The organism is Marinimicrobium sp. ARAG 43.8 (assembly GCF_050113635.1).
Lineage (GTDB): Bacteria > Pseudomonadota > Gammaproteobacteria > Pseudomonadales > Cellvibrionaceae > Marinimicrobium.
In genome coordinates this window covers 455,377-475,075 of the sequence record NZ_JBNJLT010000002.1, presented here as the reverse complement: position 1 = coordinate 475,075, position 19,699 = coordinate 455,377, and the positions used below count along the sequence as shown (strand labels likewise).

19 protein-coding genes and 1 pseudogene are annotated in these 19,699 nt (G+C 56.5%); 14 read left to right on the top strand and 6 right to left on the bottom strand.

All coding sequences use genetic code 11. The features are described 5' to 3' along the window. The 4 genes and pseudogenes from ACQCLF_RS07335 to ACQCLF_RS07320 all read right to left on the bottom strand — a co-directional run. Window positions 1–712 (bottom strand): annotated as a pseudogene (locus ACQCLF_RS07335) (transposase); the annotation flags it as partial. Window positions 713–846: 134 nt separating this feature from the next. After that, on the bottom strand, window positions 847–2,676 hold the full coding sequence (locus tag ACQCLF_RS07330) for an ATP-dependent nuclease (protein ID WP_426985763.1): 1,830 nt from the start codon (window positions 2,674–2,676) through the stop codon (window positions 847–849). A gap of 107 nt (window positions 2,677–2,783) precedes the next feature. Then, window positions 2,784–3,137, bottom strand: a complete 354-nt coding sequence (locus ACQCLF_RS07325; protein ID WP_426985761.1) for a hypothetical protein — start codon at window positions 3,135–3,137, stop codon at window positions 2,784–2,786. Between the two features lie 110 nt (window positions 3,138–3,247). Further along, window positions 3,248–3,910 (bottom strand): hypothetical protein, encoded by a 663-nt coding sequence (locus ACQCLF_RS07320; protein ID WP_426985759.1) that lies wholly within the window; start codon window positions 3,908–3,910, stop codon window positions 3,248–3,250. A gap of 451 nt (window positions 3,911–4,361) precedes the next feature. On the opposite strand from ACQCLF_RS07320, the gene galE reads away from it, so the two are divergent. The 14 genes from galE to lipA all read left to right on the top strand — a co-directional run bounded on the left by galE (window position 4,362) and on the right by lipA (window position 17,553). Further along, window positions 4,362–5,420 carry a UDP-glucose 4-epimerase GalE gene (galE, locus tag ACQCLF_RS07315; protein WP_426985757.1) on the top strand — a complete coding sequence of 353 codons (1,059 nt, stop codon included), beginning with the start codon at window positions 4,362–4,364 and terminating at the stop codon, window positions 5,418–5,420. A gap of 22 nt (window positions 5,421–5,442) precedes the next feature. Further along, a complete protein-coding gene (locus tag ACQCLF_RS07310; protein ID WP_426985755.1) occupies window positions 5,443–6,408 on the top strand; it encodes a calcium/sodium antiporter in 966 nt (321 codons plus the stop codon). Between the two features lie 105 nt (window positions 6,409–6,513). Beyond that, window positions 6,514–7,779: a glutamate-5-semialdehyde dehydrogenase gene (locus tag ACQCLF_RS07305; protein WP_426985753.1), complete on the top strand. Its 1,266-nt coding sequence runs from the start codon at window positions 6,514–6,516 to the stop codon at window positions 7,777–7,779. Then, complete coding sequence (nadD, locus tag ACQCLF_RS07300) at window positions 7,779–8,432, top strand: nicotinate-nucleotide adenylyltransferase (protein ID WP_426985751.1); 654 nt, start codon at window positions 7,779–7,781, stop codon at window positions 8,430–8,432. The genes ACQCLF_RS07305 and nadD overlap by 1 nt, the downstream gene beginning before the upstream one ends. A gap of 59 nt (window positions 8,433–8,491) precedes the next feature. Beyond that, window positions 8,492–8,833 carry a ribosome silencing factor gene (rsfS, locus tag ACQCLF_RS07295; protein ID WP_426985749.1) on the top strand — a complete coding sequence of 114 codons (342 nt, stop codon included), beginning with the start codon at window positions 8,492–8,494 and terminating at the stop codon, window positions 8,831–8,833. A gap of 12 nt (window positions 8,834–8,845) precedes the next feature. Continuing rightward, entirely contained in the window at window positions 8,846–9,313 is a 468-nt protein-coding gene (gene rlmH / locus ACQCLF_RS07290; protein ID WP_426985747.1) for a 23S rRNA (pseudouridine(1915)-N(3))-methyltransferase RlmH, read from the top strand. Window positions 9,314–9,338: 25 nt separating this feature from the next. After that, on the top strand, window positions 9,339–11,219 hold the full coding sequence (gene mrdA, locus ACQCLF_RS07285; RefSeq protein ID WP_426985745.1) for a penicillin-binding protein 2: 1,881 nt from the start codon (window positions 9,339–9,341) through the stop codon (window positions 11,217–11,219). Next, window positions 11,216–12,373: a rod shape-determining protein RodA gene (rodA, locus tag ACQCLF_RS07280; protein ID WP_426985743.1), complete on the top strand. Its 1,158-nt coding sequence runs from the start codon at window positions 11,216–11,218 to the stop codon at window positions 12,371–12,373. Before mrdA ends, rodA begins: the two co-directional genes overlap by 4 nt. A gap of 3 nt (window positions 12,374–12,376) precedes the next feature. Further along, a complete protein-coding gene (gene mltB / locus ACQCLF_RS07275; protein ID WP_426985741.1) occupies window positions 12,377–13,375 on the top strand; it encodes a lytic murein transglycosylase B in 999 nt (332 codons plus the stop codon). A gap of 44 nt (window positions 13,376–13,419) precedes the next feature. Further along, complete coding sequence (locus ACQCLF_RS07270; protein ID WP_426985783.1) at window positions 13,420–14,193, top strand: septal ring lytic transglycosylase RlpA family protein; 774 nt, start codon at window positions 13,420–13,422, stop codon at window positions 14,191–14,193. A gap of 65 nt (window positions 14,194–14,258) precedes the next feature. Next, the gene (locus ACQCLF_RS07265; protein ID WP_426985739.1) at window positions 14,259–15,407 is read left to right on the top strand and encodes a D-alanyl-D-alanine carboxypeptidase family protein; all 1,149 of its coding nucleotides are present in this window, start codon (window positions 14,259–14,261) and stop codon (window positions 15,405–15,407) included. A 97-nt stretch (window positions 15,408–15,504) separates the two neighbouring features. Then, the gene (locus ACQCLF_RS07260; RefSeq protein ID WP_426985737.1) at window positions 15,505–15,783 is read left to right on the top strand and encodes a YbeD family protein; all 279 of its coding nucleotides are present in this window, start codon (window positions 15,505–15,507) and stop codon (window positions 15,781–15,783) included. A gap of 1 nt (window position 15,784) precedes the next feature. After that, window positions 15,785–16,462, top strand: a complete 678-nt coding sequence (gene lipB, locus ACQCLF_RS07255) for a lipoyl(octanoyl) transferase LipB (RefSeq protein ID WP_426985735.1) — start codon at window positions 15,785–15,787, stop codon at window positions 16,460–16,462. 74 nt (window positions 16,463–16,536) lie between these two features. Then, window positions 16,537–17,553: a lipoyl synthase gene (gene lipA / locus ACQCLF_RS07250; RefSeq protein ID WP_426985733.1), complete on the top strand. Its 1,017-nt coding sequence runs from the start codon at window positions 16,537–16,539 to the stop codon at window positions 17,551–17,553. Window positions 17,554–17,609: 56 nt separating this feature from the next. On the opposite strand, the gene rdgC is transcribed toward lipA, so the two are convergent. Both rdgC and ACQCLF_RS07240 read right to left on the bottom strand, forming a co-directional pair. Continuing rightward, window positions 17,610–18,521 carry a recombination-associated protein RdgC gene (gene rdgC / locus ACQCLF_RS07245; protein WP_426985731.1) on the bottom strand — a complete coding sequence of 304 codons (912 nt, stop codon included), beginning with the start codon at window positions 18,519–18,521 and terminating at the stop codon, window positions 17,610–17,612. Window positions 18,522–18,595: 74 nt separating this feature from the next. Next, a complete protein-coding gene (locus ACQCLF_RS07240) occupies window positions 18,596–19,687 on the bottom strand; it encodes an AI-2E family transporter (protein WP_426985729.1) in 1,092 nt (363 codons plus the stop codon). Between the last annotated feature and the right edge of the window lie 12 nt (window positions 19,688–19,699).

Below are 19,699 nucleotides of genomic sequence, written 5' to 3'. Positions count from 1 at the left end.
TCGTTGTCGGTGATGTTGCTTTTAACCTCTTTGGGTCGCTTACCTTGCCCCATCCGTGGGGTTGCTGTCTTTAGGAACTGGTCGATCCGATCAAATGCTTTACTCAGGGTATCCGAGGACTTCTGCAACTGACGCTTGCGATCCCGCTCGTTGGGTTTGCGGGCATCGAGTTTCCTGTGTTCCTTGAGACAGGTTCGAATCTTCCGCTTGATCTTGTCGCGTTTTTGGGTCAACTCGTCCAGTGTACCGGAATGCTCTTTGGCGGCACTGGAGGACATCTTGCAGCCATCAATGGCAAACAACTCATTACCAAGCAATCCCTGCTGGTCGCAGACCAGAAGCACTTGCTCAAATACCGATTCGATGGCGTCAGGATAGCTACTGACGAAGCTGGCTATGCTGGTGAAATGGGGGACCGAGCACAGGACAGAGCCTTGAAAATAATGTTGTGTTCGCACTGCCACTGGATTTCACGACTGGAAGTAATGCCTTTAGCATAGGCGTAAAGAATGATCTTTAGGAGGATAGCCGGGTCGTAGGCTGAACGGCCGCCAGCGTCGTTCTTGTACTCTTCGTGAAATTCCGACAGGTCAATGTGGTCATCGATCAGCCTGTGCAGCGTGAACTCGAAGGTTCCCGGCTGCAACTGTTCCTCAAAATCGATGACGACCATGGCGCTTTGGCTGTAGTCGTACTTCTTGAAGTTTGGCATGGCGTCGCGTCCTTTAAACGATGCCCAATTTTATCAAAAAAGGCCTTATTTTTGGATTTTTTCTACAGCCTCAACGCCCGCATTTGCGGCTGGTTTGTAGCGCAGCGGAAAACCAGTCCGCTAACATGCGCTTGTTAAACGGCTGCTTGAAGGTGGTCAAGGTGCGGGGAACACAATGCAATAAACGTTGATTTCCAATTGTCTGGTAAATTATTAAATTCATCACCCCAGTTATCTTGAATGTGAGCATAGGCCTTGTATGGTTTCTCACTGCTTGGAGCATCGTACCCTAATAAGTCTTCTATGCATTCTTCAATCATCACTCTGCGTTCGCGACCGGTCTCGGCTAGGATAGGGTCATTCATTGCTTCCGCTTTTGGGGTTCCAGAATCTCGATCATGCATGAATATGTAGTTTACATCTAATGCGTTCAGATATTTGGCTATTGAAATAAGCACTGCTTTTCCTCTTGCCCTCAAGAACTCGCAGTTTCCTATAACTTTTGCTTTGTCTTCAGGGGTGAGCCTTTTGATCGTTTCACGCACTACTACTTCTTCGGTATCACCTTCAACAAAAATGCACTTTTTTGAAAAGAACATTCGTGATATATGATCATCTACCTTCAACAACATCTTGAGGTTTTGCTTCTCATTCTCGACTAAAGACAAAAATGCCTCTTCCAGATTAAATGAGCTTGTAGTCGAGAAATCACTTTCTGTAAAGTTAAATTTAGTAAGACTCATACTCTTTTCAGACCCAAGATTGACCATGTAAGGTGAATGAGTTGTGGCCACAATTTGGCAATTTGGTCCTGCTAGATCATATAGTGAATCCCGCATTTGATTTGCTGCTGCAGGGTGTAAATATATTTCCGGCTCCTCAAAACAAAATATTGTGGCTCGAGGGATATCTGTATTCTTATTTATAAATTCCTGTATAAATCTCAATAACTGAAACGCTGTTGCCCTTATCATTCCATGGCCTTGATAATTTACTGCGGTTTTTACATTGCTTTCCATTTCCACATTAAATTGAGGTTTAATTGATTTCTCAGGAACATCAAGTGTAGCGCTAACATGAACAGACGAATCAGGAAAAAGAGTGTCAACCATTCCATTTAGATCACGTATTAACTTACCGAAGTCTGTCTCTTCATCATTTGGGTCTAACTCTGCTGCAAGGTTGTTTAGAAAAACCTGCGCCTGTGTGTAGTTTTCGGAGTTGCCTCTTACCTTATCAAAAAGGTCTCCCAGCAAAGAATACAAAGCACCGCCTGGACTCGTTAACTCGGAAATACACGATTCTGCGGGAATAACAACAATTCTGGACAGCTTTGAAAGCACATTACCTGGAATTCCACCCGGATTTTCCACCCATGCAGCTTCTTCATCCGCCTTAACATCCCAACATTCAGGCAAATCCATAAGCTTAGATTTATTGGCCGCAACAGTAAGGTTCTTTTCAAAGTTGGCCTCGCCAAAGTGTTCTTTTAAGAAAACTTCAGAGTAATGCTCGCCAACTAGGTCAGATACCTTCTTACACTCGGAATATAAGGCACTCCTTTCGCGAGGGTATTCCTTCATAAATATTTTTGGCTTGGTTTGATTTAGGGACCAAACTTTTTTATAGATAATGGAATTTCCTGTTTCCCCTTCAAGGGGTTCATGCGAGGAAATCACTCTTCCTTTGAACCCCAGCCAACCGTGCGCTGTTTCTGGTAAATTGTGGTACTCAGCGACTATTTCAACTTCATCTTCATAGGTATAGCCATCTTCATCTTCGTTGTATTCTTTCGAGTAATCCTCTCGATCCAAGTTAGTATTTTTATGCAGATGACTTAACGCAGCAAAAACACTAGATTTACCAGAATTGTTTGGCCCGATTAGAAAGGTAGTATCCCTAAACTTGATGCTGCAATTTTTTAGTTTTCGGAAATTATTGATGTGAAGTTCATGTAATCTCATCTTATACGTCCTTATTCGGTCTGAGGCGCTCGGCCCTTTAACGCCCGCAATAAGCGGCCGAGTGAAACGAGGTCCGGCGACCGCAGGGAGCGTACTTGATTGCTTGGTTAGGCATTTAGTAGTTCTCTTTTAATTTTACGAGTCCTTTCAAGGTGTTCTTTAGAGACTAGGCAACCATCACGGTGAGCCGTATATTTACCGCCCATATTTTTTTTGTAATTAATAATATCAATAATCTGCGTTTCCTCCTTGCCTGACTCAGAGGTAAATTTAAGTACATTCCAAATATGCAGGCAATCATGTTTTTCTCCACTACACTCCATATAAGTTGCCTCGCCTGAATGTATATCACACCCGAACTTCACAAATACCTTTATCGCATTAGTGTCGCACTGGCCCATATCTATATTGTTTTTAGGGTCGTTAGCAAATTCTATTAGTTCAGATTCGGTTATTTTCATAGTTCGGAGCCTTTCTAATGAGTCGCTAACGTCCAAATATTCGGCGCCCGACGCAGGAGGGCGTCCGGCGCGTGAAACGCGCGTACATAACTTGCTTGTTAGATTTGTTTCTATCCAGCATCACTAGAGCGGTCTGTTTCTTGTTGAGTGTCGCTTGAGCTTTCAGTTCTCATTTGTTGCAGCAGCTCTTTTAGCTCTAGGGCCACTTTATTTTTCTCACCCAACTTGGGTGATAGTTTATTTATCCTGCGCTGCCTCACCTTTAAGCGAAGCCAAGTTACGAGGCCATATTTCCAAGCTAAACTTGCGATAATTTGGTCAAGTCGCCTTCTGCCAACAAGTATAGACGCTTCTATTGCAGAAAGTGCTTTTATGTAGGCAGTGGTGTCGAGCTTTGCGTACCCGTGGAGACTCACATTTGGAAGAAATGTGTAGGAGCGCAAAACCCACCTCAGCTCTTGGGCCTCAATCGGCATCAGACCGGATAAATCTTCGATAGCTTTCGCTCTCTCTTCGCTTAAACCGGGCGTGTCATCTAGGTATCGCTTTGCGTATCGCTGTCTCAGGGACTCAAACTCGCCGATTGATAGACCTAGATCCTTTACTCCTTCAATTGCAGCTTGGGAAGTTGCCATCTCACCTTTGAGAGACATTAGCGTGGAGAGCACGCGACCAATCATTCTCCGCTCCTCGCGAGACCGATTAAAGGCACCGCTAAGCTCACCGAGCCCCCATCCAAGTGCTACACCGATTAGTCCGAGTATGGCTTCCATAGCTGTCCTTGAAATTTAACATTGGTATATCGCGCATGCGCGATATCAAACCTATATTTCTTCTCTGAAAACACCATAAAAGATTGATTTTCAGGATATTTTTTAATTTCCGCGCGTTTATCAACGGACCAAAACACGCATGCGCGTTATCATTCTTCTCGGTGCGCGATATCATTCCACCGTAAAACGGTAACCATTTGTTTTTGCGGGAACTTTTTGGGGCGGGGAGCGGAAAACACGCAATCCCTCGCAGCTATTCGCGCATCGTGACAAGGCCGCGACCGGGTCGCTGACGTCCTGTGTCGTAAATTGCCACATAAGGAGTGCGCTGGCAACCCTAAAGGTTCTGTCGGTGGCTGCGGCAGAGTGTGCGATAATCCCGTCGTTGCTCCAGCGCCCCCCGGCGGGCCTCTCGGGCAACTCCAGTTTACGCAACGGTAAAGGACTCAGTATGTCATCTTCCTCTTCCGCCCCAACGACCCGCCCGGACGTGCTGGTAACCGGTGGTGCCGGTTATATTGGCAGTCATGTGTGTGTCGAATTGTTCAACGCTGGCTACCGCCCAGTGGTAGTGGATAACTTCAGCAACAGCAAGCCCGAGGCCTTGCGCCGCGTCGGGGAAATCTGCGGTGAAGCGCCGGTGTTTTATGAGCTGGACCTGAATGACCCAAAAGGGCTCACGGAGGTGTTCGCCCGGCACTCGTTCAGTGCGGTCATGCACTTTGCCGGACTCAAGGCGGTGGGGGAGTCGTCCCGCATCCCGCTGACCTATTACCGGGAGAATGTCGGCGGTACGCTGACGCTGTGCGAAGTGATGGCGGCGCACGGGCAGAGCCGCCTGATTTTCAGTTCCTCGGCCACCGTTTATGGCGACCCGGCGTCCGTGCCCATTGATGAGCGTTTCCCGACCTCGGCCACGAATCCGTATGGCCGCAGCAAGCTGATGGTCGAAGACATTTTGCAGGATATGGCCGCCGCGCCGGCAGCGGATCAGGTGGTGCCTTGGAACATCACGCTGTTGCGCTACTTTAATCCGGTGGGCGCGCACGACAGCGGCCGGATAGGGGAAGACCCGGCCGGTATCCCGAACAACCTGTTGCCTTATGTGGCCCAAGTGGCCATCGGCAAGCTGCCCGAATTGAGCGTCTTCGGCGATGATTACGACACCGTGGATGGCACGGGGGTGCGGGACTACATTCATGTGGTCGACCTGGCGCGCGGGCACGTGGCCGCCCTGAAAGGGCTGTCGACCGCAGGCGCCGGTTGCCGTGCCTATAACCTGGGCACCGGGCGCGGGTATTCGGTGCTGCAAATGGTGGCGGCGTTCGAGCGCGCCAGCGGGCGCAAGGTGCCGTACCGCATTGCACCGCGCCGCCCAGGGGATATCGCCAGTTGTTATGCCAACGCCGATCTGGCGCGGCGCGAGTTGGGCTGGTCGGCGGAGTTCGGGCTGGAGCGCATGATGGAGGATGCCTGGCGCTGGCAGTCCGGCAATCCGAACGGTTATTAATCCTTCTTTCCGGGGTTCTTGAGTGGGAGCACTGTTGATGGAAGTGGTAGCGCTGCTTGTGGGGTTGGCTTTACTCACCCTCGGGGGTGACGGACTGGTGCGGGGCGCGGTGGCCCTGGCGGCGCGTTGGGGGGTGTCACCGCTGCTGGCGGGGCTGGTGATTGTCGGGTTTGGCACGTCGTCGCCCGAGCTGGTGGTGTCCTTGCAGGCGGCGTTGGGGCAGAGCCCCGACATCGCGCTCGGTAATGTGATCGGCAGTAATATCGCCAACATTTTGTTGATCCTGGGCATTTGCGGGCTGATTCTGCCGTTAACGGTGCAGGCCAATGCGTTGCGTCGTGACGGGCTGGCAATGGTGGGCGCCACGCTGTTCTTTTTATTGCTGGTGCGCGACGGTTCGCTGGGGCGCCCGGATGGCCTGATGTTTCTGGTGGCGCTGGCCGCTTATCTGGTATGGAGTTACCGCACGGAACGGGTGCATCCCGAAGGGCCTGAAGTCGCGCTGCACCAGGCGGAGGCGGATTCGGTCAGGCCTCGCCCCCAGGCGCTATGGCTATCCTGGCTATTCACTCTGGGCGGGCTGGCGCTGCTGTTAGTGGGCGCTCGCTTGTTTCTGTGGGGCGCGGTGGCGGTTGGGGAATGGCTGGGAATTCCTCAGGCGCTGATCGGTTTGACGCTGGTGGCGGTGGGTACGTCGCTGCCGGAACTGGCGGTGTCGCTGATCGCGGTGCTGCGCCGTGAGGCCGACGTGGCAGTGGGCAACATTCTGGGCAGTAATATCTTTAACATTCTGGCCATTCTTGGCGTCTCATCCATGGTGCAGCCTTTGCCGCTGGCCGGGCGGTTGCTGGCGGTGGATCAATGGGTCATGCTGGCGGCGGCCCTGGCGCTGGTGTTGTTCCTGCTGACCGGGCGACGTTTGAACCGGTTTGAGGCGGCCGCGTTACTGGGCGGTTACGTCGTCTACGTGGCGTTTATGGCTATGTGATATGGCCCTGTGACGGTCTTGTGAAAGTTTTGCGGGCGTAAACAAGGTATAATGCCGGGTTTTATCCCGATTGCCAAACCGTGAAGGGGGAGTGTTTCCTGACCTATGAGTGATTCGCAGGACGTTGTCGATTACATGCTGGATCTGGGCCGCAACGCCCGGGCCGCTGCCCGTCGCCTGGTCGCCGCTGATACCGGCACAAAAAACCGGGCGCTGCTGGCCATGGCTGAAGCGTTGGAGGCGGCTCGCCCGGTGCTGGCCCGGGAGAACGCCAAGGATCTGGAAGCCGGGGAAGCCAAGGGGCTGGATGCGGCCTTGTTGGATCGTCTGGCGCTGAAACCGGCCACCATCGACGGCATGATTGAAGGGCTGCGCCAGGTGGCTGCGCTGCCGGACCCCTGTGGCGAAATCACGGACATGAGCTATCGGCCCAGCGGTATTCAGGTCGGGAAGATGCGGGTGCCGCTCGGCGTGATCGGCATTATCTATGAGTCCCGTCCCAACGTGACCATCGATGCGGCGAGCTTGTGCCTGAAGTCGGGCAATGCGGCTATTCTGCGCGGTGGCAGCGAGGCGATTCACTCCAATCGCGCCATTGCCGAGTGCGTACGCCAGGGGCTGAAGGCTGCCGGGCTGCCGGAGTCGGCGGTGCAGGTGGTGGAAACCACTGACCGGGCGGCCGTAGGCCAGTTGATTGCGATGCCCGAGTATGTGGACGTGATTGTTCCCCGCGGTGGCAAGAGCCTGATTGAACGCATCAGTAACGATGCCCGCGTCCCGGTGATCAAGCATTTGGATGGCATCTGTCATGTGTATATCGATGCCGATGCCGATGCCGAGAAGGCGTTTGCGATTGCGCTCAACGCCAAGACGCATCGTTACGGCGTTTGTAATGCGATGGAAACCTTACTGGTACACAGCGATAGGGCAGCCAGCCTGCTGCCCCGGATTGCCGAGGCGCTGGCAGAAAAGGGCGTGGAGCTGCGCGGCTGTGAACGCACCTGCGAACTGATTTCAGCCCGGCCCGCCACCGAAGAGGATTGGGCGACTGAATACCTGGCCCCGGTGCTGGCCATTCGCGTGGTGAATGATGTGGATGAGGCGATGGATCATATTGATCGCTACAGCTCACAGCACACCGAGTCCATTGTGACCGAAAACTACACCCGTGCCCGCCGTTTCCTGGCCGAAGTGGATTCCAGCTCGGTGATGGTGAACGCGTCCACGCGGTTTGCGGACGGTTTTGAGTATGGCCTGGGCGCTGAAATCGGCATCTCCACCGACAAGCTGCACGCGCGCGGCCCGGTCGGCCTGGAGGGCTTAACGTCCCAGAAGTGGATTGTGTTCGGCGACGGCCACATTCGCACCTGATGGCTCGGCGCATCGGGCTTCTGGGCGGCACGTTTGATCCGGTTCATCTGGGGCATCTGCGCATGGCGCTGGAGGCCCGCGAGGCGCTGGCACTGGACGAAGTGCGTCTTCTGCCTTGCCATCAGCCGCCGCACCGCGCCGCTCCCAACGTGGACAGCGCCCAGCGCACGGAAATGCTGCGCCGGGCTCTGGCGGATTGCCCGACGCTGGCTCTGGATGATCGTGAACTGCGTCGCGACGGTCCGTCCTACACCGTGGATACGTTGCAAAGTCTGAGGCAGAGCGAAGGCGACGACGCTCGGCTGGTATGGATTCTGGGCGGCGATGCGTTTCTCGGTTTGACGCAGTGGCACCGCTGGCAGGCATTACTCGACTATGCCCATTTGCTGGTGATTGATCGGCCCGGTTGGTCATTGCCCGCGAAAGGCGAACTGGCCGAGTGGCTGGATCGCCACCGGGTAGCGCCGGATGACTTGTTGGACACGCCAGCGGGCGCGGTCGCCGTGCAGTCGTTGCGCTTGCTGCCCATTTCCGCGACGGAAATCCGCAGCTTGATCCGGGAGGGCCGGTCTCCCCAGTTTTTGTTGCCGGAGCCGGTCTGGCACTATATCCGCCAACACCGTTTATATGAAGCTGGCCCCGAGCGAGCCTGAACCCGTATTGACCCTTATTTTTTAACCATTGAATTTTCACTATTAATGACAGGTGGCGAATGTCCGCAGCGTTAAACGAATTGATTCTCGAAGCCCTGGACGACCTCAAGGGCAAAGACATTGTCACACTCGACGTGCGCGAGCTGAGTGATGTGATGGATACCCTGATTATTGCCAGTGGTACCTCCAACCGGCACGTCAAATCGCTGGCCAATAATGTGGTGGAGGACGCCAAGCATTCGGGCCACCAACCCCTCGGCGTGGAAGGGCTGGAGAGCGGGGAATGGGCGCTGGTGGACTTTGGCGATATCGTTGTCCATGTGATGCTGGAGCAGACCCGCAGCTTTTACGATCTGGAAAAACTCTGGTCGATGGAACCCGGCAGCCGTTCTGAACACTAAGCGGGGGCCGATATGCGCATCCGTCTGATTGCCGTGGGCACTCGAATGCCCGGCTGGGTGGAAGAGGGCTACCAGGAATACGCCAAGCGGTTGCCGCGCGACGGCTCGGTGGAGCTGGTGGAACTGCCCATGGGGCCGCGTGGCAAGGGCAGTTCCACCCGCGTCGCCATGGAGCGCGAGGGCGAGGCGATGCAGAGCGCCATCGGCAAGGGGGACCGGGTGATTGCCCTGGAGGTCAACGGTAAGCCCTGGAGTACCGAACAGCTGGCCTCCCAACTCGATCAGTGGCGAATGAGCGGCAGCAACTACAGCCTGCTGATCGGTGGGCCGGATGGTTTGGCGCCGTCCTGTGTGGCCTTGGCCGAGAGCAAGTGGTCACTGTCGCCCCTGACTCTGCCGCATCCGTTGGTGCGTATTCTGGTGATTGAGCAGCTATACCGGGCTTACTCAATCCTCCATAATCACCCTTATCATAAATAAGTCAGCGACCGGTTGTTGCGCGTCCATGTCAGAAGCCCAGCGTTTTAAAGATCATCACCGGGAAGCGCGGATATTCCTTAGCCGCGTGGCGATTGTGGCGCTGTGTATGGTCGGCCTGATGGCGCTGCTGGTGGCCCGTTATTACCACCTTCAGATTACCCGTTACGAAGATTACGCCACCCGCTCGGATCGCAATCGCGTCCATGTGCAGCCCGTGCCTCCCACGCGCGGGCTGATTTACGACCGCAATGGCGAGCTGCTGGCGGACAATCGCCCCAGCTACACCCTGTCCATTGTGCGCGAGCGGGTGGACGATATGGCCTCCACGATCAGTTTGTTGCGCTCTCTGGTAGCCATTCCCCAGAACGACCTCGACAAATTCTACGACCAGCTGCAGCAGTGGCGGCGACCCTTTGAAGCGATTCCGCTGCGCTACCGGCTGACAGAGGATGAAATTGCCCGTCTGGCAGTGAACGAATACCGGCTGGAAGGTGTGGAGGTCAACGCGCAGCTGGTGCGCCACTATCCGCTCGGCGAGCTTTATGCACATGTGCTGGGGTACGTCGGACGAATCAGCCAGGCGGATCTGGCCCAGTTTGATGAGGAAGACCTGCAAAGCTACAGCGGTACGCACTCCATCGGTAAAACCGGGCTGGAGCGGCAGTACGAGCGGTTGTTACTGGGCGAAGCGGGCAGCCAGAACGTGGAAACCAACGCACGCGGTCGGGTGCTGAGAGTGCTTGACCGCACCGACCCCAGGCCGGGGAAGGATCTGCATCTGAATATGGACAGCCGCCTTCAGGCCGTAGCCACTGGGGCGCTGGATGGGCAGCGCGGTGCGGTGGTCGCTCTGGACGTGCGCACTGGCGGCGTATTGGCGGCCGTGTCCCTGCCGAGCTTTGATCCGAACCTGTTTGTAACGGGTATTAGTTTCCGGGACTACCGGCAGTTGAACCAGTCGCTGGACCTGCCGCTGTTTAATCGTTTTCTGCAGGGGCAGTATCCACCGGGTTCCACGGTGAAGCCCATGGTCGGGCTGGCGGGCCTCTACTATGAAGTGGTGGACCGCGAACACACGATCAACGACCCTGGTTACTATCGGTTGCCGGGCGACGATCGCCTGTACCGGGACTGGAAGCGCAGCGGCCACGGTCCGAATATTGATTTACAGGACGCTGTCGAGCAGTCCTGCGATGTCTATTTCTATGACCTTGGGCACCGCATGGGCATTGATCGCATGCACGAATTTGGCCGCCACTTTGGGCTGGGGGCGCGCACGGGCGTGGATATTCCCTCGGAACGCGGCGGAAACTGGCCCTCCCGGGAATGGAAACGCGCGAACCGTGGTTTGCCCTGGTTTCCCGGCGATAATCTCAACCTGGCGATTGGCCAGGGTTACGCACTGACCACGCCCATGCAACTGGCGGAAATGACCGCCACGCTGGCCAATCGTGGGCACCGTCTTCGTCCTCAGGTGGTCGGCCAGGTGGGTGACAAAGTGATGATGCCGGTGGAGGAAGATTTCATCAACGTGGAGGATGAGCACTGGGACTATGTGCTGGGCGCCATGATGGGCGTGATGCACGGTGCTCGCGGTACGGCGAGGCGCGCAGCCTACGGCGCGGATTATCATATCGCGGGCAAAACAGGCACCGCCCAGGTGGTGGCGATTCCCCAGGGGCAGGAATATGACTCCGAGAGCCTGCTTGAACGCCAGCGTGACCATGCGCTCTTTATCGGATTTGCGCCAGCGGAAGCACCTCGGATTGCGGTGGCGGTGATCGTAGAGAACGGTGAGTCAGGTTCAGGCGTGGCGGCCCCCGTCGCCCGCCAGGTGTTCGATGCCTACATGCATCTGCCTGAACTGGAGTCAACGGATAGCGAGTCGCCGGGAGGTGAATCGTGAAGCATCAGGATTTTCTGCGCCGCCTGCCCGGAGGAGAAGGTCGAGACGGTTTGCGGCGCCGTGATCGTCTTCAGCAGCGCCTGCATCTGGACTTTACGTTACTGATACTCCTGCTGTGTGTCGCCGCCTATGGCTTGATTGTGCTGTATAGCGCCAATGGGCAGTCCATCGACGGCGTGCGGCGCCAGGGGCTGTACTTTCTGGTTGCCCTGGGCGGGGCGGTGGTCATCGCTCAGATACCCCCGCATTTTATGCGACGTGTGGCACCTTGGATGTATCTCGCGGGGGTCATCATGCTCACATTGGTCATGCTGATGGGGGTGCATGCCATGGGCGCTCAGCGGTGGCTCGGCGTGGGTGGCATGCGGTTTCAGCCCTCGGAAATCATGAAACTCGCGACACCGATGATGGTGTCCGCGTATCTGGGCCAGCGTATGCTGCCCCCGCGCTTTCGCTATGTCGTCGTGTCGCTGGTACTGATGGCTGTACCAGTGCTGCTGATCGCGCAGCAGCCGGATCTCGGCACCTCCTTGCTGGTGGCGTCGTCGGGGATGGTGGTGCTGTTTTTTTCCGGTCTGGGCTGGCGCTATATCCTGATCGCGCTCGGGGCGGTTTTGGCCGGTATCTGGCCGATGTGGCACTTTGGCATGCATGAGTATCAGCGTCAGCGAGTGCTTACGTTGCTCGATCCGGAAAAAGACAGCCTCGGGGCCGGGTGGAACATTATTCAGTCGAAAACCGCGATTGGCTCCGGCGGTTATTCCGGCAAGGGCTGGCTGCAAGGCACGCAGTCCCAGCTTGATTTCCTGCCGGAGGGGCACACCGACTTTATCATCGCCGTGCTGGGTGAAGAGTTTGGCCTGTTGGGCATACTGCTGTTGATGACGCTGTATTGCCTGATTATCGCGCGTGGAATGCTGATCGCCGTTCACGCCCAGGGGAGTTTCAGCCGGCTGCTGGCGGCCAGTATTACCTTTACGTTTTTTGTCTATGTGTTCGTGAATGCAGGTATGGTCTCCGGTATGCTGCCCGTGGTGGGGGTGCCTCTGCCACTGGTCAGTCAGGGGGGGACGGCCATGGTCACGTTGATGGCCGGCTTCGGCATATTGATGGCCATAGCCACTGAACGCCGTCGTGTGATCCGCCAGGAGTAAGTAATGCCAAGACGAGTGATTGAGCTGACTGTGTGGGCGCTGTGCCTGATAGCTGCCGCCGCGCGCGCGGATTATCGGGAGCATCCCGAGGCGAGAGCCTTTATTGATGAAATGGTGGAAGACGAAGGCTTCGAGCGCGAGCCGTTAACCGCCTGGCTGGGCGAGGCGCAGCGGCAGGACTCGATTCTGGAGGCCATCGCCCGACCCGCTGAGCGCACCCGTACCTGGGCCGAGTATCGTCCTATTTTTGTACAGCCATTGCGGGTGGAGCGGGGCGTCGAGTTCTGGCAGGAAAACCGCGACGCGTTCCAGCGGGCGGAGCAGGAGCTGGGTGTACCCGCCGAGGTTATTCTGGCCATTATCGGCGTGGAAACGCATTATGGCCGTATCACCGGATCGCATCGCGTCATTGATGCTCTGAGTACACTGGCGTTCGATTACCCGCCGCGCGCGCCGTTTTTCCGCAAGGAGCTGAAACAGTACTTTATCCTGATGCGCGAACACGAGCAGAACCCTTTGGCCTTTAAAGGGTCCTATGCCGGAGCCATGGGGTATGGCCAGTTTATGCCATCGAGCTACCGGCATTACGCGATTGATTTTGACGGCGATGGCTTTGCCGATATCTGGAACAATCCAACCGACGCCATTGGCAGTGTAGCCAATTATTTTGCCGAGCACGGCTGGCAGCGGGATGGGTTGGTAGCGGTGCGCGCCCGGGCCTCCGGCGAAGTGGAACGCGGCGACGAAAAAGACTGGAACCGCATTGACCCGCCCCAGCACAGTGTGGGCGACTGGAACGAGCGCGGCCTGAGCCCCATTTTCGAGTTGCCCGCTGATATGCCGGCCAATGCGTTGTGGCTGGAGGGCGATCACGGGGAAGAATTCTGGCTGGTCTTCCATAATTTTTATGTCATTACCCGGTACAACCGCAGTCACTTGTATGCCCTGGCTGTCGATCATTTGAGTCGGGAAATAAAAACCGCAATGGAGAAACAGTTGTGAAAGCGGGTAATCGCGCGTTCCTTGGAGCGCTGATCGTTGTGTTGATGGGGTTGGGCGCTTGCAGCACGCAAGGTCCGTTTGAAGAGAAAGACCGAGGCCCGGACCGTCCGGTGGATACATCCCACGTACCCGATGCAGTGCCTCGCCATGAAGTGCGCACGGCGGCGGGCAATAAAAATCCGTACACGGTGCTCGGGCAGACTTACCATTTGATGGACGATGAAACCGGCTATCGCGAGCAGGGTATCGCGTCATGGTACGGCAAGAAATTTCATGGTCGCCGCACCTCGAACGGTGAGGTCTACGACATGTACGCCATGACGGCCGCGCATAAAACGCTGCCGATTCCGAGCTATGTTCGGGTTACCAATCTGGATAATCGGCGGCAAGTGGTAGTGCGGGTCAATGATCGCGGGCCCTTTCACGGAGGACGTATCATTGACTTGAGTTACGCCGCTGCGCAACGGCTCGGCTTCGCGAATCATGGCACCGCACGAGTGGAAGTGGAAATTATCGTGCCCGGCGATCAGCCGCCCGCGCCCTTGCGGGCCGAAGAGGCGTCCGATGCCGTGGCGATCCCCAGTGGAGAGCAAACCTACCTGCAAGTCGGCGCGTTCAGTACGCTGGGGGCCGCTGAGCAACAACGCGAACGCGTCAGCGGCATGGTGGGATACCCGGTAGTGATCCACAGTCCGGAAGAATTGCCCGAACTGCACCGGGTGCGCATCGGGCCACTGACCAATACAACAGAGGTTGCCGAAGTGCGTGAGCAACTGCGCAGAAACGCCATTGAGCAAACCCATATCGTGAAGGAATAGTGCTAGAATTTCCGCACTTTCCCGACACATTACCAACCTTTAACGTTTAAAACAGTGGTTTCGTCATGATACAAAAACTCTTCCCGGCCATCATTCTGATGTTATTGACCGCCGTTGTGCAGGCGCAGCAGGTCATTATTCCGTCGCCGCCGCGTCTGGCCGCCACGGCGTACCTGCTGGTCGATGCGGACACCGGGAGGGTGTTGGTGGAACAGGAAGCGGATATGGTTTTACCGCCTGCCAGCCTGACCAAGTTGATGACCACGTACATTGTGTCTGAAGAGATGGAACAAGGCCGTATTGGCGAGCATGACAAGGTGAATATCAGTGTCAAGGCATGGCGCAAGGGCGGCTCGAAAATGTTTGTGCAAGAGGGTACTCAGGTTGACCTGATGGATCTGATGCGCGGCGTAATCATTCAGTCGGGCAACGATGCCAGTATTGCCCTGGCGGAACACGTGGCCGGCAGCGAGGAAGGGTTCGTGGACATCATGAACCAAACCGCCGCCAAGCTGGGGATGACGCACACGCAATACAAGAACTCTACAGGGTGGCCCGCTGAGGGACACCACACCACCGCCCGCGACTTGGCGGCTCTGGCGAAAGCGGTGATCAACGATCACCCCGAACACTACGATATCTACAGGGAAAAGCATTTCTCCTACAACGGCATTAATCAGGCCAACCGTAATCGCCTGCTGTTCCGCGATGACTCCGTGGACGGACTGAAAACCGGCCATACCGAAGAAGCGGGTTTTTGTCTGGTGGCCTCCGCCAAGCGCGACGGAATGCGTCTGATCGCGGTGGTGATGGGCACCAGCAGTGAGAACGCCCGTGCGTCGGAAACGGAAAAGCTACTCGCCTACGGTTTCCGCTACTATCAGACTCGCTCTATTTACAGTGCGGGCGATGAGTTGCAGCGCTCACGCGTCTGGTCCGGTAAACAGGAAGAAGTGGTACTCGGCGTGAAGGAAGACATTCAATTGACAATTCCACGCGGTGCCGAGAGCCAACTGGATGCGCAAATGCATATTGACGAAGTCATCCGCGCGCCGATTGAGGCTGGAGAGGAACTGGGCCGCCTGACCATAGACCTGGACGGCGAGCGCCTGGTGGATGCGCCGCTGGTGGCGCTGGAACCCGTGGAGCCGGCCGGGTTCTTTGCCCGCCTGATCGATGCCATCAAGCTGTTTTTCATCCAGCTTTTCAAGTAACCGCAACGCACGGGTCACCGGGGCAGGGAAGCGCCGGGCCTGTTATAATACCCGCCTTGCCACCCACTCGAGCGACACCGGCCAAGGTTCCCGTATTATGTCTGATCACCAGCCCGACGCCCCTAAAATTGAATTCCCCTGCGAGAACTATCCCATCAAAGTGCTGGGGGATGCCGGGGACGAACTGCCGCAACTGGTGGTTGAGGTGATGGAGCGTCACGCCCCCGGTTTTGATCAGAGCCGGATTCGGGTCAAAGCCAGCCGCAACGGCACCTACCAGTCTCTGACCGTATGGATTACCGCCACGGGAGAGCCACAGCTTAAATCCATCCATCAGGAGCTGATTGCCAGCTCCGTGACCAAGATGGTGTTGTAAATTGACCGCTGCCGCCCGACCCGCTCACTCCGGCGCGGAACCCCTGGCCGTGACCGACCTGGGCATCCGGCCCTACGAGCCGGTGTGGGCTGAGATGCGCACCCTCACCGATAGCCGTGACGCCCATACCCCGGACCAGTTATGGCTGGTAGAGCACCCCCCGGTGTTCACGCAGGGGCAGGCGGGCAAACCCGAGCACCTGTTATTGCCGGGGGATATACCGGTGGTGCAGACTGATCGCGGCGGTCAGGTCACCTATCACGGCCCCGGCCAGCTGGTCGCCTATCCGCTGCTGGACCTGCGGCGTCTGGGGATAGGCGTTCGGGATCTGGTGACCGCGCTGGAGCAGACACTGGTGGCGTTGCTGGACGAATACGGCGTTGAAGCCTATGCCCGTGCGGATGCGCCCGGCGTGTATGTGGAGGGTGACAAAATCGCCTCGCTCGGCCTGAGAGTACGCCGCGGGTGCAGCTTCCACGGTCTGGCCCTCAATGTGGCCATGGATATGGAACCCTTTGGGCGAATCAACCCCTGTGGTTACCAGGGATTGAATATGACGCAGTTGATTGATCGCATGAGCCCTGCGCCGCCGCTGTCTCAGATCAAAGCCGACCTGACCCGGCACTTTGTACAGAAATTGGGCTATTCGTGTACAATGCCGTCGCCAGCGTGCGAGTAGCCACGCCCAGCCATCTGTAGTTGCAAGCTGTCTTTCTTGAGAGGATGGCTTGAGAAATTACTTGAGAGAATCGAATGTCCGAAACCCCTGAAATACAACCCGTCAAGCGTACCCGCCGCCTTCGCCAGGGTGAAAAACTGCGCGATGCCGATAAGGTCGAGCGGATTCCGGTTAAAGTGATCGCTTCCGATGAGGTGCAGCGCAAGCCCGACTGGATTCGTGTACGGGTGCCTGCCTCTCCGGAAGTGGATCGGATCAAACAGATTCTGCGCAAGAACAACCTGGCGTCAGTGTGCGAGGAAGCCAATTGCCCCAATCTGGGCGAATGCTTCAGCGGCGGTACCGCCACCTTTATGATCATGGGCGAAATCTGTACCCGTCGCTGCCCCTTTTGCGACGTGGGCCACGGCAAGCCTAACCCGCTGGACGAAAGCGAGCCCGAGCACCTGGCGAAAGCCATTGCGGAAATGCAGTTGAAGTACGTGGTTATCACCTCGGTAGACCGCGATGATCTGCGCGATGGTGGTGCCCAGCATTTTGCGGACTGCATTCGTGAATCCCGCATTCACAGCCCCAATTTGCAGGTGGAAATTCTGACCCCGGACTTCCGCGGTCGGATGGATGTGGCGCTGGACATTCTCGAAGGCGAGGCCCCGGATGTGTTCAACCACAATCTGGAAACCGTTCCCCGTCTGTATCGTCAGGCCCGTCCTGGCGCCAATTACCAGTGGTCGCTCAAACTGCTGAAAGAATACAAAAAGCGCCGCCCCGATGTGCTGACCAAATCCGGTCTGATGGTGGGGTTGGGCGAGAGCAAAGAAGAAATTCTCGACGTGATGCGGGATATGCGCGCCCACAATATCGATATGATCACTATCGGCCAGTATTTGCAGCCGTCACGCGATCATTTACCGGTGGACCGCTTTGTACACCCGGACGAATTTGCCGAGTACACGCGGCTGGCTCACGAACTGGGCTTCAAGCACGCGGCCTGTGGCCCGCTGGTGCGTTCAAGCTATCACGCCGACAAACAGGCTCATGGTGAAGAAGTGGGCGTTGTGGATCAATTGCTGGCATCGTCGGCCCGTTGAATCCTTTGAAATCATCCGGCCTGATCCCAGGCCGGATAGGCTTAACCCCCCGTCCTCTAACTGTCGGTTTCCACCGCTCCGCCGAAGGCGTCTAGCAGGGCTTTCACCAGTGCCGTAATTTCGATGCTCATCACGGCGAAATCGGCATCAAAGGCTTCCGCCGCCGTGTCGGGGTTGCGGTCTCCCGCCTGCTCCAACAGTTTGTCTTCGAACTTCAGGCGCTTAACAGCGAACTGGTCATCCAGCACAAAATGGATGGCTTCTTTCCAGGTCAGGGCCAGTTTACTGGCAAACATGCCGGCTTCCAGATGGCTGGCCACCTCTGGGGCGGTGAGATCCACATTCTTGCAACGCACCACGCGGCTGTCCTTGCCCGCCTGAAATTCACATTCCTCGCCCAGCTCGAAGTCGGCCGGCAAGGGCTCACCGCGCAGCCAGTGGGTCATCATTTGTGCGGGCGCGTGTTGTGGCGTCAGAGGTACCGCCTTGAGCGTGCCCAGGGCTTCGCGCAGCTGACTCAGCAACTCTTCGGCGCGCTTGGCGGAGGCGCTGTTGACCACAATCAGGCGCTCGCGTTTGGCAATGTAAGCATAGTCGCGCGAGGACTTCTTGAAAGCCTGGGGCAACAGATCAAAAATGATTTCATCTTTCAGCGATTGCTTTTCTTTCCGGCCCACGGGGCGACCTTCGTCCGCCTTGATCTGGGAGACCTTTTCTTCGAGGTGTTCATTGACGACCGACGAGGGCAGTATTTTTTCCTGCCGCTTGGCGCACACCATCAGATAATCTTGCGTGGCGTGCACAAAATCCTCGGCGTTGTCGCCAGCGGGAGGTACCCAGCCGTAGCGGATAAGATCCTGGCTCCCGCAGGGTTGGAACGGCGCCTGGCTCAGTTGTTGTGATAGTTGTTCGGCGGTGAGGGAAAAGTCTTCGGTCAGTTGGAACAGTCGCAGGTTTTTAAACCACATAGCTTATCCAGTGCTCCTGGCGGGCATGATAAAAAGAGGGGGAGTTTAGCACAGCGTCTATCGTCACGCGGCGCTCAGGGAGCGCCACTGTCCGAGGAAGCAAGCTCCGAAGAATCGCTGTGACCGGATGGGTTGAACTCGCGCACAAAAATACCCCAAAAAACGACAAACAGCGCGGCGATCAGCGGCCCGATGACAAAGCCATTGATACCGAACAGCGCAATACCGCCGAGCGTGGAGAGCAGCACGATATAGTCCGGCAGTTTGGTGTCCCTCCCGACCAGCACGGGGCGCAACAGGTTATCCACCAGGCCAATGACGCCGGCACCAAAGGCGATCAGGGTCACGCCTTGTACCACATCACCCGTGGCGATCAGGTAAAGTGCGGCGGGCGCCCAGATAATCGCCGCGCCCACGGCGGGAATCAGCGAGGCGAACGCCATGATCACGCCCCAGAGCAGCGCGGCCGGAATACCCAAAAGCCAAAAAATAATACCGCCCAGCGTCCCCTGAACGGCAGCCACCACGATGTTGCCTTTGACCGTGGCCCGCGTCACTTCCGCAAACTTGCGAAACAGCAGGCGTTCGCGCTCGTCACCGATTGGCAGTGCCTGAATGAGCAACTCCAGCAGGCGCTGGCCGTCGCGCAGCATAAAGAAGGTGAGGTACACCATCAGGCAGACGTTCAGTACAAAACGAAACGCGTTCTGGCCGATATCGAAAGTGTGTTGTGCCAGAAACTTGCCGCTGGCCATGGCGGCATCGGTGGCGTGGCTTTTCAGTGCTTCGAGACTGATGCCAAAGCGGTCCAGAGTATTCTGGATAATGGGAAAGTTGGAATGGATTTTCTCAATGAACTGATCGGGTTTGATGTCCCCCCCATCCATTTTTTCATAAAGACTGACGCCCTCGGCCACCACTGACGTGACGATAAAAATGACAGGCAGGATGACGATAACGAGGCAGATCAGCAAGGTTGCCAAAGAGGCGAGATTGACTCTGTTGTGAAAGCGCTTCAGCAGCCGTTGGTGCAGGGGGTAGAAGATAATGGCGACGGCGCAGGCCCAGAAGATGGGGCCGAAAAAGGGTTTGAGCACCCAGAGAAAGGCCATGGAAACGAGCAGTAGCAACCAGAGGAAGGCGCGGGTTTCCATCTTGCTGTTCATAGAGATTTCCTT